Raw genomic sequence first — 13,712 nt, 5'->3', positions numbered from 1 at the left:
CCTGCGCGTTAAAAAAGTAAGGAGCAATCGCCATGCATCGCCAAGAATTCATGTACAAGCTTTACCACTATTCAAGTTACCTCAATTACATCATCTGGATATTTGAAGTGAATGCGTTGATGCTCGTGCTGAATACACCGCTCATTTTAGCGGCGATTGGTTTCCGTTTGAGTGTGGCGACTCTACTGCTCTACGTGGTGTGCACCTTGCCCGTTGGGCCAGCGCTATACGCCGGCTTGTCTGCATTGGCGCACGCCGACACAAATAATGGTGTGGTGAAATCGTTCTTCCGAGCCCTCAAGGAGAAAGGTCTGACCATCCTCAAATGGTCAGCCATCCCAGTCAGTGTGATCTGGTTAATGCTCTTCAACCTCTCTGTGACGGGGAAGATTGGCAGCATGGAGCTGCTGTGGTGGCTGAATGTTGTTTTGCTCGCTGTGGTGGCGGCGTTCACAGTCAATGTAGTTATTGTCCTTGTGTCGTGGCCGCTATCGGTTAAGGATGCCACAATTCTCACGTTGAAACTGAGCGTCGTTAAGTCGTTCCGTTATTACATGAACCTGATCATCATCGTTGGGACCTTCATTTTGCTGAAGCTGTTCCCGGTGTATATCGTATTGTTTGGCCCGGCACTGGCCTTGCTGCTGTGCAAGGTGAACTTTCAACCTGTCATTGATTACGTCAATGATCGGCCAGAGAATAAGTAGTACGCATTGCCCCGCAGTAACTTGTGCGGGGTATTTTGCTGGTTCAAAATGAATCCCCTTTCTTACAAATCTGGTATACTAGTTATTTGACCGGAGAAACGGAGGCATTCATGTCAGAAAAAAATCAGTTGCATGTTTATCCAATCCCTGCAGGGGCTGTTCAACAGAAAGACTACCTGTTGCGAGTGCGGTCTGCGGGCGGCGAGTGGAAAACTTTATCTGCGTATCAGGTCAAAGTCGATATGCACGACGTTCGGGAGGCGTCGATGGTCTATTTCGACTTTGCGGGCACCGTGGAATTGGAAATCACTTTTCCAAAGTTCTACACCGTTTATGATGTTCAGGTCCGCCCGGCATCAGCGGGGGTGCGGAATACGTTTGCGGCCAAAAAAGTAATCTTGGTGATTGACCAACCAGGTAATTTCAGCGTGGAGATCAATAAGGATCGGTTCCACAATCTGCACGTATTTGCTGGGGCCATTGAAGAGACGCCGGCGCGGGATGCGTCTGGGGTTTTACACAACACAATTGGCAACAGTGCTAATGATCAGATCGCGGCGCAACCAGTTAATCGACTCGTGTACGTGGATCCAGGCGTGCACTACATCGGCAGTTACATCTGGGAGATTCCCAGTGATACACGGGTGTATCTGGCTCCTGGGGCCGTCTTGATGGGCGGTTTAGCGATTCGCCAAGCCCGCAATGTGCATATTTTTGGCCGCGGAGTCGTCTATCAGGGCCATCTTGATCCGCATTATTATACCGACGGGTTGACCATTGATCAGGCCACCGACGTTTCCATTGCCGGAACCTGCTTCATCGATCCATTGCACTACACGATTGCCATGGGCGGCAGTGACGGAATCACGATTGATAACGTGAAGACCTTCAGCTGTTTAGGCTGGTCGGATGGCTTTGACATGATGAGCTGCAGTCATGTCACGATTCGCCGATCTTTCCTGCGGACGTCGGATGACTGCATTGCTATCTATGGCAGCCGCTTCACCAATTACGGCGGCAGCCATGATGTGACCGTAACGGATTGCGTACTCTGGGCAGACGTGGCGCACCCGATGAATATGGGTACCCACGGCGATGCGGCCCACGATGGCGACGTCATCGAAAATATCCGTTTCGAAAACATTGACGTCCTGGATCAGCACGAATTTCAATCCAATTATCTGGGCGTGATGGCGTTGAATCCGGGGGACAAGAATACGATCCGCAATGTGATGTTCAAGAATATTCGCATTGATGCCCTCGAACACGGACGCGTTTTCGATGTTGAGGTGAAATACAACAAGGATTACAACCCGGCCCCAGGCCGGCTGATCGAAAATATTACCTTTGAGGATATTCACATCACCTCTGGTCCGGGGGAAGAAGTTTCCCTGGTGGCTGGGTATGACTCGACGCATCCGGTACGGGATATTCTGTTCAAGGATATTTATCGAGATGGGGGAAAAGTTGCTGATCTTTCCGCCGCAAATATTCACGTTGGTGATTACACGAGTCAAATACGAATTGTGTAGAAAAAGACCTGGCCTGCCGCAGCTGTCATCCAGCTGTTTAGCTCGGCTATTTACCCAGTATCAGAAGTAAACATAATATCATGTCAAAACGTCCAAGCCAGGCTGGTGTCTCAGTCTGATTTGGACGTTTTGGTTTAGGCTAAGCGCGCCACCGGGGCAGGCTCCGGTTGCTCACGACGGGGCGTCATCCGAATAACACCGGTCAGCTGGGGCTCGATTTCTGGGTACAACTGGTGCGTGATCATCAATACCGTCAATTTCGGATCGGCCAGCAGCGTTTCCTCAATTTTCAGTGCTTGATCCTTATCCAAACTGGCCGTGCCTTCGTCCATCAAAACGATTTGTTTATGCCGCAGAAATCCCCGGGCTAATGCCAGTCGTTGCCGCTGGCCGCCGGAGAACGTCCGGCCGTTTTCACCCACGCTGCTGTCTAGGCCCTGGGGCAGGCGGCGGACCTGGTCCCAAAGATCCGCGCGCTGCAAGGCGGCGATCAAAGCCGCGTCTGGATAGTCATCACCCAAAGTGAGATTATCCCGTACTGTGCCGGAAAAGATGTAGGGGATTTGGTCCAGATAAAGTACTTGGTCGCGAATCGCCGTGGTGCTCAATGTGCGATATTCTTGGCCGTTCAGCGTTAGTGAGCCGGCGTAAGCCGTGAGCTTACCGGCCAGCAGGTTGAACAGGGTCGATTTGCCGCTGCCGCTGGGGCCGACGATGGCGTACTTGCCGCCAAGGCGAAAGTCTTGATTCAAGTCGGCCACGGCTTTGGTCTGACCATAGGTGATGGTCAAATCCCGCAGGACGAAACCGCTGGTCACGGTGGGCAGCACTTGGCTTTCTTTAGCAGCCGGGGCGGGCAGCTGATCGTATTTGGTAAACAGGGCATTCGTGCCGCTGATCAAGGTGAGCTGAGAAGACAGGCTAGCCAGCATACTGAAGACGCGGAAGGAAAGGGTGCCAGTGGATTGAATCAAACCAATGGAAACGATATGTTGGAAGGCCAGCAGGGCGGTAATAAAGATGATGCTGATCTGGGCGGTGATATTGGTGAAATTGCCCAGCGTACTGGCGATGGCCTGGATCTTGGTCTGATGTACTTTGGCGGCGGCTAAGGGCTGCTGCGCGTCGTGGATCAAGGCATGCAGCAACGGCTGGTGATTCAAGGCCAACAGGGTATCGAATCCCTTGAGATGGTCATTCACCACTTGCATGAAGTGCTCATTTTTTTGACTGACCAACTGGCTGGCCTTCGCCATGTGCCGGCGCATGACGATGGGGACGACGATCATCAATCCGCTAAAGCCCAAGGCCGCGGCGGCTAAAGTCCAATGCATAGTAACCAAGGTGATGAGCGAAAATAACGCGATGAGGCCGCTATCGACGAGCGAATACACGTTGGTAAAGCCTTGCGTCTCGATCTGGTTGATATCGTTGCTCAGCCAGGAACTGTAGTCATCTGTTTGGCGGGCATGATACGCCGTGTAGGGCAGGGCACAGATCCGGTTCGTGAGATCATCCCGAACCGCGTTGTCCATTTTCTGGGTCGTTTTCGCCCGCAGCATGGCCTGCCAGTAATACATGGCCAGCAAAATGATGAAGTTGCCGACATCCCACAGCACCCAACGCAGGAAAAGCGGGAAGTCGAACTTGATGAGGGCGTTCAGTTGGGCAGCAGAAAGCAGAGCAGAAAGAATCGTTTGGATCGAGGTGATGGTCGTCAGTCCCAAGTAAAGCAGATTACTGGGCCAGAATTGTTTGAAATAGCGGGTCATGATAAAACACACTCCTTATGCTTGATGTACCTCTAGCATAAAGAGTGTGTGATTGGGGGACTTGACAGCTTGCATATCTGCAAGTTGATTTGCTGATTGGTGTCAGGCCACTATTTGATTGGTGTTAATCCACACGCAATCCTTCCGCAATTTTATCCAGGTTCCACTTCATCATCCCATAGTAACTATCCCCGGTTTTGCCTTTCGCGGCAATCGAATCGGTGAATAAGGTGGAATGAATCGGAATGCCGGTATCCTTCGAAACGGTCTGCATCGGTTTGGCATTCACGCTGCTCTCCACGAAGAGGGACCTGGGTTTGACTTGGCGCAGCTTGCGCACCAGAGACGAAATCTGATCCGGGGTGCCTTCTTCTTCCGTGTTGATTTCCCAAATATAAGCAGACGGGATGTTGTAGGCTTTGCTGAAGTACTTGAAGCAGCCTTCGCTGGTCACGATCAGTTTTTTATTCGCGGGAATCTTGGCGAATTTCGTCTTAGCCGCAGCGTCCAATCGGGCAAGCTTGGCGGTGTACCGTTTCATATTGCGCTGATAATCTGTTTTGTGCTGAGGATCGACCGCGCTTAACTGAATGGCAATATTTTTGGCATAGATGATGCCGTTGGCCAGATTCAGCCAGGCATGGGGATCTTCCTTGCCGGTTTCGTTTTTCCCTTGCAGATAAATCACATCAATGCCGTCGCTCACGGCGTGGGATTTTTGGCTGGCGGCTGGACCGATATTCTTTTGCAGTTTGGTAAACCAGGCATTGGGCGCATTTTCCAAATTGACGCCATTGTAGAAAATGACATCGGTCTTGCTTGTACTGCGGACATCCGCCGGGAGCGGATCGTATTCGTGGGGATCCTGGCCGGTGGGAACGATGACGTGAATTTGGGCATGCTTGCCCGCAATATTTTTGGTGATGTCGCCGATGATCGTATCGGTGGCCACCACCCGCACTTGGCGATTGGTGACGTGCACGGCACTGCTTTTGCTCTGGGCACTCTTTTGCTGACCGCAGGCGGCCAGCGTGATGCCGAACAGACCGATCGCGAGCCAGCTAATCAGCTTTTTTAGTTTGGACATTTTTCTTCCTCCATAATAGATTCTGTTTCGGGGAGAACGGGAAACTGAGGGCAAATACGGCGGTGCCGCAGATGACGATGCAGGAACCAACGGGAATATTAAAGGAATAACCAAGAACCAGGCCCACTAGCGAGACAGTCCCGCCAATGGCCGCGGCTGCCCAGATCATGGTGTGCAGCTGGTTGACGAACATGTACGCCGTGGCGGCCGGGGTGATGAGCAGGGCGACGATCAGGATCGTGCCCACGCTTTGCATCGAGACGACCGCCACTAAGGTGAGCATGATCATCAGGAGATAATGGTAGACGGCCACGTTCATTCCCCAGGCTTGAGCGGCCGCCGGATCAAATGAGGTCAGCAGCAATTGTTTGTAGAAGAGCAGGATCACCACGAGCACGATCAGCGAAATGATGATTGTCAGCACCATATCGCTGTCCTGCACGGCCAGTACATTGCCAAAGAGAATATGAAATAAATTGGTGGTCGTGTGCACCAGGCCGATGAGGATGACCCCCAAGGCCAGAAAGGTGCTGAAAGTGATTCCGATGGCGGTGTCGCTCTTGATGACACTATGCTGCTGGATCGTCGTAATTAACAAGGAGGCAAAAATACCAAAGGCAATGGCCCCTAAGACTGGATGAATACCAATGAGAAAGGAGACGGCGACGCCGGGCAGGACAGAGTGGGAGATGGCGTCCCCCATCAGCGACATGCCGCGCAGGATGATGAAACTGCCCAGGACGCCGGCGACGATACCGATGGTTACCGAGGTAAACAGGGCATTTTGCAAGAAATGAAAGGACTGCAAATCGGTCCAAAAATGGCTGATCACGGCCTATCGCCTCCCACATCCGCTAGGCCGTACGCTTGGCGCAGCGCGTCATCGGTGAACGCGGTGGCGGTGGGGCCAGCCGCGATGACCCGCCGGTTGATTAATGCAACATTGTCAAAGTATGCCGGGACGGTCTTGAGATCATGGTGCACCATCAGGATCGTTTCGCCGTTGTGCGCCAAAGTGCGCAATAGGGCCATCATCACCTGTTCGCTGTGCGCATCGATCCCGGCAAAGGGTTCATCCAAGATGATCAGCCGCGCGTGCTGGACCAGGCAGCGCGCCAGGAAGACCCGTTGCAGCTGACCGCCGGATAATTGGCCGATTTGCCGCTGCTGGAAATCCAGCATGTCCACTTCGGCTAGGGCGCTGCGGGCGGCGCGGCGTTCCTTTTCTCTTGGCCGCTGCAACAGGGCGAGGCGGGGATACGTACCTAATAAGACACACCCCAGCACGGTGATGGGAAAAGTCAGATCGATCCGGCTGGTCTGGGCGACATACGCAATGTCTTTGGCGACTGCCGCGAGGGGGATATCATCCAAGTATCCCTGTCCTTGATGGGGAATCATGTTCAGAACGGCCCGCAGCAAGGTGGATTTGCCAGCCCCGTTCGGCCCGATGAGGCCATTAATACTGCCGGCAGGAAAGGCAAAGGTGGCATCATCAAGGACGCGCTGACCGGCCTGATAGGCAACTGAGACATGGGCAACTGAAAAAATAAAATCACTCCTCTCCGCAACTAGTTCATACAGCCTAATTAACATACTAGGCAAGCCTAAGATACTACTTGGGAATTTATTTTGCATGCATGCCGATGCACATGTAAGGACTTTGTCCTCAGAAAAAAGCCGCCTGAACCACCGTGAAAACGGTGATCCAGACGACTTTGCGCGTCAGACTTAAGGTGCCGGTGTGTAGGAAAAATTAAATTCAATATTCTGATCGTAGTTGCCAAACCCCTTGCCATATAGGGTACAGCCCCCAGCGTGGTCGGCGTCCTTAGGCGCCGCCACTCGGAAGGTCCACAGCGGCGCGGTGAGCAGCCGCAGCTTGGCGAAAGTGTTGTAGCTGGTGGCGTGGCCGTTGATCCAGCAACCCATGTCGGTGATCCGCAGATTCACCTGGGTGCCGTACTGGTTGACGCCGGAGGAATACCAGTCGGGGTTGTACTTGCCCCGTTTATCGATGAAGTCGCCGGGACTGGTCCACTGCCCCAGGGATGTGCCATTGAGGAAGAAGGTCAGGTCTGACGGCCAGTTGTTGTTGCCGCCGGGGAATTCGGATCCCAGTTCCATGGAAATGTCCACGATCTTCAAGTGCTGGCCGTCCTTCAACGGATTCATGATCGTGTATTCTACGTATCCGCTGGTGAACCAGATCAGAGACGCGCTGAAGCGCTCGGGGTCCATGAAGAATTTTGGATCGTCGAATTCGCCGATAATATGAGTAGTGGAGACCAGGCCGCAGGGCGGAGTGACCTTGAAGTTAGTGTATTGACCGATGGGCAGCGAAGAATGATACGTGCCATAGGGGACGATGGCATTTTTCGGGAAGGCCACCTCCAAGGATTCCACAATCAAGGTACAGCGTTTCTGCAAACCGGCCTTGCCGGGGATCCGCTCGGTCTTGATCAGGCCGGCATTTTCTAACACATCCACATGTTTCGCCACCACCGGGTTGCTTAAATGCAGGGTGGCGGCCATTTCTTTCACGTTGGCCGGCTTCTCGGCCAGCAGCTGAATGATCGCCACCCGGGTCTTGCTGCCGAGGGCGGCGAACAGCGGCACCGCTTCCTGTGAGACATCTACTTTCATGATTGATTGACTCCCTTATTATCGTCATTAGTACATTGGGTAATTAATATGTGCAATATTACCCACCTACCTGTTTACTTAACCTATTGGCTACGATACCATAGCTCTGTAAGCGATTCAACTAATATATTTTGAGGAGTGTTTCACGTGAAAAGCAGCATCACTTTAGATAAATATGCGCCCGTCGGCCAGATCGATGAACGCATCTACGGTTCCTTCATCGAGCATCTGGGCCGGGCGGTGTATACCGGCATTTATCAGCCGGGCCATCCAAGTGCCGACAAGAACGGGTTCCGCCAAGACGTTATCGATTTGATCAACCAGTTGAATGTGCCGATCATTCGTTATCCGGGTGGGAACTTTGTCTCCGGCTTTAACTGGGAAGACAGTGTTGGGCCGAAAGACCAGCGGCCCCGCCGGCTCGATCTGGCCTGGCAGACGATCGAAACGAATCAGTTCGGCCTGCATGAATTCATGCAGTGGCTGAATAAAGTTCACGCCGCGCCGATGATGGCGGTGAACCTGGGGACCCGGGGCATCGATGCCGCCCGCAATCTGATCGAATACACGAACTTCCCCAAGGGCAGCTATTATAGCGACCTGCGCCGCCAGAATGGCGCCGAAGCACCCTTCAACATCAAGACCTGGTGCCTCGGCAACGAAATGGACGGCCCGTGGCAGATCGGCCACAAGGACGCGGTGGCTTACGGCAAGCTGGCCGACGAAACGGCCCATGCCATGCGGACCGTGGATGATACGATCGAAACCGTTGCCTGCGGCAGTTCGGCGCTGACTATGCCGACGTTTGGCTCCTGGGAATCCACCGTTTTGGATATTGCCTACGATCGGGTCGACTATCTGTCGCTTCATCGATACTATGGCAACCAGGACAATGATACCCCGAATTTTCTGGCGCAATCCTTGGACTTGGATGATTTCATCAGCGGGGTGGTGGCGATATGTGATGCCATCAAGGCCCGCAAGCACAGCAAGAAAACAATCAACCTGTCGCTGGACGAATGGAACGTGTGGTACCACTCTAACGACCATGACGCCCAGGATGCCAAGTGGCAGGAACACCCCCATAAGTTGGAGGATATTTACAACTTCGAAGACGCGCTGCTGGTCGGGTCCATGCTGATCACGATGCTGCACCACGCGGACCGGTTGAAGATGGCCTGCTTGGCGCAATTGGTGAACGTCATTGCCCCGATCATGACGGATGAAAACGGCGGGGCGTGGGCCCAATCGATTTTCTATCCCTTCATGCAGGTATCGACCCTGGGCAAAGGGACAGTGCTGACGCCGATCGTAAAGAGCGAGACTTATGGCACCAAGGAATTTGACGCAGTACCATTTGTGGACGGTGTCGCGGTCTTGAACGATGCCGGCGATACGGTGACGGTGTTTGCCGTGAATAAGTCCTTGGATACGCCGCAAGAATTCACCATCGCCGCGGGCGACTTCCAGTTTGACCAGGTGACGCTGAGCAGTCAGTTCGCTGGTTATGGCTTGAAGGAGACTAACGAAGACGGCCATATGCGCTTGGCGGATAACACCAGTTATTACCTGGCGGATGATGGCGTCCACGTGACGCTGGCGCCGGCTTCTTGGAATGCATTCCAAATCAAAGTGCAGTAGAAGGAGATAAACATGCAACCCAATATTCAGTTCGGTGTGGATTATTACCCCGAACACTGGCCCCAGAGTCGGTGGGAAACAGACTTCGCCATGATGCAGGACATGGGGATTGACGTGGTCCAGCTGGGCGAGTTTTCATGGTTCAAATTGGAACCGGCGGATGGTCAATTCGATTTTGGCTGGCTGGATGACGTGCTGGCCTTGGCGGCAAAACACGATATTCACGCGATCCTGGGCACCCCCACGGCCGCGCCGCCGGCCTGGCTGATTGCCCAGCATCCGGACATTCAGCCGGTGGACCGGGAGGGCCGGACCCGATATTTCGGCGGGCGGCATCATGATTGCCAGTCCAATCCGATTTATCGGGACTATATCGCCCGCTTTGTCCGCACTTATGCCCAGCACTTTGGCAAAAATCCCACAGTGATCGGCTGGCAGGTGGACAATGAACTGGGCAATAGTCATGGGGGCCTGTGCTACTGCAAATATTGCCAGCGGCATTTCCAGAAATGGCTGCGGGAAAAATATCAGACGATTGAGAATCTGAATGACAATTGGGGCACGGCTTTTTGGAGTCAGGGTTACCAAGACTTCAGTCAGATTCAGGCGCCCAAGATCACCGTGACGGGTGAGAACCCCAGCGCGATGCTGGACTGGAAAGAATGCCATTCAGACCTGATCAATGAATTCCATGCCTATCAGGCTAAAATCATTCGTCAGTATTCGCCGGATCGCTTCATCACTCACAATATGATGGGCTTTTCCCCCGTTGTTTCCTACTATGATCTCGGCCAGCAGTTGGACTTCGCCAGTCATGACCAGTATCCCAGCGGCCATTTTCTGGCGGATCAAAACAGCTTCCGGGGTGATCGCTGCGCGGCGGAATTGGATTTTATCCGCGGCGTGAAGCAGCAGAGCTTCTGGATCATGGAGCAGCAGACGACGATCACCGGCTGGGAAGTCATGGGCCGCCTGCCCAAGCCCGGCCAGATCCCGCTGTGGTCAATGCAGTCGGTGGCCCATGGCGCCGACGCCATCGTGTACTTCCGCTGGCGGTCGTCCGCGTTGGGTACGGAGCAATATTGGCACGGTATTTTGCCCCATTCTGGTATTCCGGGGCGGGCTTACCGGGAGATTCGCCATTTTATGCACCAGACCAAGCCGCTGCTAAAAGAAATCAACGGGACGGTGCCCCGGGCCAAAGTGGGGATCGTGTTCTCCTATCCCCAGGACTACGCCATTGACATTCAGCCCCAGCATCCGGACATGACCTATGTGGATACGCTGATGACGTATTACAAGGCGCTGTATCGACGCAATGTCGCCGTGGACTTCATTCAGGATGCCGCTGATTTCAGCCAATACGAGCTGGTCATTGCGCCCTTGCAGTACCTGATGACGCCGACCTTGGCCGACCGCTATGCGGCGTACGTCCAAGCCGGCGGGCAGCTGGTGCTGACCATGCGCACCGGGGTTAAAGAAGCGAACAACCTGTGTATGACCGATGCCGCGCTGCCGGGCAAGACACTTGGCCAGGTGTTGGGCCTGACCGTGCCGGAATACGATTGCCTGCGGGATGTGGCCGTGGTCATTGATTGGGCCGGGCAGCAATACACCGGCACCCACTGGGCGGATTTGATCGAACCGACTACGGCGGAGCCGTTGGCGATATATGGATCGGAATTTTATGCCGGCACGCCGGCGATCACCAAGAATCACTATGGTGCGGGTACCGCCTATTATGTGGGTACGGAATTGACCGATGACTCGGCGGACCGTTTAGTGGCCGGGCTGCCCACTGTCGCCGCCGAGACCATCGCGACGCCGGCTGAGGTGGAAATCGTACACCGGGACGCGGCGGCGAAGCGGTACTATTTTGTCCTGAACCATACCGGGGAACAGCAGAATATCACGATTCCGATTGGCTGGCAGGCGTATTTCTCGGATCAGGATTCTGGGCACTTGGCCCCTTACAGTTATCAAGTATTTACGGAGGAAACGAACTAAATGGCAGATACTAATTACTTATTTGTGCATTTCCGCGAGACGCTGCCGGATGCGCTCGGCGAGCAGTGTTATTTCGGTTTGAGCCGGGACGGTTATCACTGGGCAGAGACCAACGGCGGGCAGCCGATTTTGACCAGTCAGGTGGGCGAAAAGGGCGTGCGCGACTTTACCATTGTGCGTACTCAGGACAACAAGTTCCACATCATCGCCACGGATCTGAGCCTGGCGAATAATTTCAAGACCAAATACCATAATTCGTGGGCAGAAATCAATCGCCACGGCAGCAAGTACTTCGTGGTCTGGGATTCCGACGATTTGGTCCACTGGAGTGATTCCCGGATGATCGAACTGGGCAACGAACACTTCGGCTGCTTGTGGGCGCCAGATGTGATCTGGGATGCGGAACATCAGGATTATGTACTGCATTGGTCCTCTTCGGTGGATTATAACGACTGGGGCAACCAGGTGATTTATTTTGCCCGCACCACCGATTTTGTCCACTTCGCCCAACCAGAGATTCTCTATGCTAAGGACGATGCCAGCATTATTGACTCTGCAATGTACGAAAAGGACGGCAAGTATTATCTCTTCGTGAAGAGTGCAAATAATCCGACGACGATCATTGAACTGTGGTCGGGGTCGGCGACCGGGCCTTGGACGCGGGTGCCCGGCTTTGACCAGGCCATGAGTCCGTTGGAAAAAGGCCAGTATGAAGCACCCACGGCCTTTGAACAGCCGGACGGGACCTGGTGTCTGTTTTTAGATTATTACGGTCCGCAGCATGCCCAGGGCTATGTGCCGTTTGTCGCCCGGGATATTGCCACCGGTGAATTCAAGATGGCGACCGCTGAGTTTTCGTTCCCGTATGGCTTCAAGCATGGGACGATTTTGAAGATCACGCCCGCTGAATACGATCGAATCAAGCAGGCGTTTGCCTGATCGCATTCTGAATCACTTGGGCAATGGCCATGGGGGACTCGTTGGCGCCGCTGGCCAGCCACTTGGTGATCACCCGGACCGCGCCGCTGAAGAAGAACTCGTAGTAGTAGGCGAGCAGTGCCGGGTCGCTTTCGTGAAAAACCTGCTGATAGTGCTGTAATGTCTGGGCCCGGACGGGGGTCAGCACCGCCTGCAGCAGGGGGCTGTCATGAATATTGCGGATGATGATCAGCGTCGCTGTTTCCTGGGATTGGATCACTTCCAGAATGGGCGGCAGCCACTGGTCAATATTGGCGGTACCCGTGTGGATCAACGGCTGCACTTCTTTAACCAAGTCCCGTTCAATATCGGCGAATAATTCCGCTGGACTGGCGTAATGCAGGTAGAAAGTCCCCCGGTTCACGTCAGCCTCTTGGCACAATTCGGTAACGGTGATCGCTGCCAACGAGTTATGTTCCAACAATCGAATCAAAGCGTCTTTTAATTGCCGTCGGGTGTATTGCGCCCGGCGGTTATTTTTGATGCCTGGCATGCTAGTTCCTCCCCATGAATTGAACAAGAATGGCGGATGTGTTGAATTGATAACACATTGCTTTCAGTTGTGCTTGTCTCTTGGGTCTGAGTATTGCATACTGTCATTGAATAGACAAGGTGTTCAATTAATGGAGGGGTACGCATGGCCTATATTGATGTGAAACATGAATCGAAACGATACCAAATGGGCGAAACGGTCATCAAGGCCAACGACGACATTTCTTTCTCCGTGGATCAGGGCAAACTCACGGTGATCCTCGGCCCCAGCGGCGCTGGCAAATCGACGCTGCTGAATATTCTTGGCGGGATGGATTCCCCCAGCGGCGGCGAGATCATCGTCGACGGGACGGATATTGCCAAATTTAATGAAAAGCAATTAACGACTTACCGGCGCAACGACGTGGGTTTCGTTTTTCAGTTTTATAATTTGATCCCGAACTTGACGACGGTGGAAAATGTCGAGCTGGCCACGGCGATCGTGCCGGATGCGCTGGACCCGACGACGGTCTTACAAGAAGTCGGTTTGGCGGCGCGGCTGGATAACTTTCCTTCCCAGCTCTCCGGCGGCGAGCAGCAGCGGGTGGCGATCGCCCGGGCATTGGCGAAGAACCCGAAGCTGCTGCTGTGCGACGAACCCACCGGGGCGCTGGATTATGAGACTGGGAAACAGGTGTTGTCGTTATTGCAGGACGCCAGCCGCCAAGACGGCAAGACGGTGATGATCATTACCCATAATTCGGCGATTGCCAAGATGGCCGACCGGGTGATCCGGATCAATGATGCCCGGGTGCGGTCGGTGGTCGATAACGATCAGCCGACGCCGGTCAGCGAGATCGTGTGGTGATTG

12 protein-coding genes are annotated in these 13,712 nt (G+C 53.8%); 6 read left to right on the top strand and 6 right to left on the bottom strand.

Annotation, left to right across the window (positions count from 1 at the left end):
- Positions 1 to 32: 32 nt before the first annotated feature.
- The gene (locus FMM01_RS09275; protein WP_150392318.1) at positions 33 to 707 is read left to right on the top strand and encodes a YesL family protein; all 675 of its coding nucleotides are present in this window, start codon (positions 33 to 35) and stop codon (positions 705 to 707) included.
- A gap of 110 nt (positions 708 to 817) precedes the next feature.
- Positions 818 to 2,239: a glycosyl hydrolase family 28 protein gene (locus tag FMM01_RS09270; protein WP_150392317.1), complete on the top strand. Its 1,422-nt coding sequence runs from the start codon at positions 818 to 820 to the stop codon at positions 2,237 to 2,239.
- A 134-nt stretch (positions 2,240 to 2,373) separates the two neighbouring features.
- Here FMM01_RS09270 and FMM01_RS09265 read toward each other — a convergent pair whose 3' ends face one another.
- The 5 genes from FMM01_RS09265 to FMM01_RS09245 form a co-directional block, all read right to left on the bottom strand.
- Positions 2,374 to 4,011 carry an ABC transporter ATP-binding protein gene (locus tag FMM01_RS09265; RefSeq protein ID WP_150392316.1) on the bottom strand — a complete coding sequence of 546 codons (1,638 nt, stop codon included), beginning with the start codon at positions 4,009 to 4,011 and terminating at the stop codon, positions 2,374 to 2,376.
- A gap of 124 nt (positions 4,012 to 4,135) precedes the next feature.
- Positions 4,136 to 5,098 (bottom strand): metal ABC transporter substrate-binding protein, encoded by a 963-nt coding sequence (locus FMM01_RS09260; protein WP_150392315.1) that lies wholly within the window; start codon positions 5,096 to 5,098, stop codon positions 4,136 to 4,138.
- Positions 5,073 to 5,930 carry a metal ABC transporter permease gene (locus FMM01_RS09255; protein ID WP_150392314.1) on the bottom strand — a complete coding sequence of 286 codons (858 nt, stop codon included), beginning with the start codon at positions 5,928 to 5,930 and terminating at the stop codon, positions 5,073 to 5,075. Before FMM01_RS09255 ends, FMM01_RS09260 begins: the two co-directional genes overlap by 26 nt.
- Positions 5,927 to 6,694, bottom strand: coding sequence for a metal ABC transporter ATP-binding protein (locus tag FMM01_RS09250; RefSeq protein WP_150392313.1), 768 nt, complete (start codon positions 6,692 to 6,694; stop codon positions 5,927 to 5,929). The genes FMM01_RS09255 and FMM01_RS09250 overlap by 4 nt, the downstream gene beginning before the upstream one ends.
- Positions 6,695 to 6,829: 135 nt before the next feature.
- Entirely contained in the window at positions 6,830 to 7,744 is a 915-nt protein-coding gene (locus FMM01_RS09245; protein WP_150392312.1) for an ArsR/SmtB family transcription factor, read from the bottom strand.
- A 147-nt stretch (positions 7,745 to 7,891) separates the two neighbouring features.
- Here FMM01_RS09245 and arfA point away from each other — a divergent pair, with 147 nt between their 5' ends.
- Genes arfA through FMM01_RS09230 form a run of 3 tightly spaced genes read left to right on the top strand, consistent with a single transcriptional unit; the run spans position 7,892 to position 12,331 of the window.
- On the top strand, positions 7,892 to 9,385 hold the full coding sequence (arfA, locus tag FMM01_RS09240; RefSeq protein WP_150392311.1) for an arabinosylfuranosidase ArfA: 1,494 nt from the start codon (positions 7,892 to 7,894) through the stop codon (positions 9,383 to 9,385).
- A gap of 12 nt (positions 9,386 to 9,397) precedes the next feature.
- Entirely contained in the window at positions 9,398 to 11,392 is a 1,995-nt protein-coding gene (locus FMM01_RS09235) for a beta-galactosidase (RefSeq protein ID WP_150392310.1), read from the top strand.
- On the top strand, positions 11,393 to 12,331 hold the full coding sequence (locus FMM01_RS09230; protein ID WP_150392309.1) for a glycoside hydrolase family 43 protein: 939 nt from the start codon (positions 11,393 to 11,395) through the stop codon (positions 12,329 to 12,331).
- Here FMM01_RS09230 and FMM01_RS09225 read toward each other — a convergent pair.
- Complete coding sequence (locus FMM01_RS09225; protein ID WP_027829491.1) at positions 12,312 to 12,863, bottom strand: TetR/AcrR family transcriptional regulator; 552 nt, start codon at positions 12,861 to 12,863, stop codon at positions 12,312 to 12,314. The two genes, FMM01_RS09230 and FMM01_RS09225, sit on opposite strands and share 20 nt — an antisense overlap.
- Before the next feature lie 144 nt (positions 12,864 to 13,007).
- Between FMM01_RS09225 and FMM01_RS09220 the strand changes: the two genes are divergently transcribed.
- Positions 13,008 to 13,709, top strand: coding sequence for an ABC transporter ATP-binding protein (locus FMM01_RS09220; RefSeq protein ID WP_150392308.1), 702 nt, complete (start codon positions 13,008 to 13,010; stop codon positions 13,707 to 13,709).
- Positions 13,710 to 13,712 lie beyond the last annotated feature (3 nt).

The sequence above is a fragment of the Schleiferilactobacillus harbinensis genome (genome assembly GCF_008694105.1).
In the GTDB taxonomy this organism is placed as follows: domain Bacteria; phylum Bacillota; class Bacilli; order Lactobacillales; family Lactobacillaceae; genus Schleiferilactobacillus; species Schleiferilactobacillus harbinensis.
This window is presented reverse-complemented; position numbering and strand designations above follow the sequence as displayed.

Excerpts from the sequence above, each read along its gene's own strand:
- FMM01_RS09270 (WP_150392317.1), top strand. The coding sequence starts at position 818 with ATGTCAGAAAAAAATCAGTTGCATGTTTATCCAATCCCTGCAGGGGCT.
- FMM01_RS09245 (WP_150392312.1), bottom strand. The coding sequence starts at position 7,744 with ATGAAAGTAGATGTCTCACAGGAAGCGGTGCCGCTGTTCGCCGCCCTC.
- FMM01_RS09225 (WP_027829491.1), bottom strand. The coding sequence starts at position 12,863 with ATGCCAGGCATCAAAAATAACCGCCGGGCGCAATACACCCGACGGCAA.
- FMM01_RS09220 (WP_150392308.1), top strand. The coding sequence starts at position 13,008 with ATGGCCTATATTGATGTGAAACATGAATCGAAACGATACCAAATGGGC.
- FMM01_RS09265 (WP_150392316.1), bottom strand. The coding sequence starts at position 4,011 with ATGACCCGCTATTTCAAACAATTCTGGCCCAGTAATCTGCTTTACTTG.
- FMM01_RS09260 (WP_150392315.1), bottom strand. The coding sequence starts at position 5,098 with ATGTCCAAACTAAAAAAGCTGATTAGCTGGCTCGCGATCGGTCTGTTC.
- FMM01_RS09250 (WP_150392313.1), bottom strand. The coding sequence starts at position 6,694 with ATGTTAATTAGGCTGTATGAACTAGTTGCGGAGAGGAGTGATTTTATT.
- FMM01_RS09230 (WP_150392309.1), top strand. The coding sequence starts at position 11,393 with ATGGCAGATACTAATTACTTATTTGTGCATTTCCGCGAGACGCTGCCG.
- FMM01_RS09235 (WP_150392310.1), top strand. The coding sequence starts at position 9,398 with ATGCAACCCAATATTCAGTTCGGTGTGGATTATTACCCCGAACACTGG.
- FMM01_RS09275 (WP_150392318.1), top strand. The coding sequence starts at position 33 with ATGCATCGCCAAGAATTCATGTACAAGCTTTACCACTATTCAAGTTAC.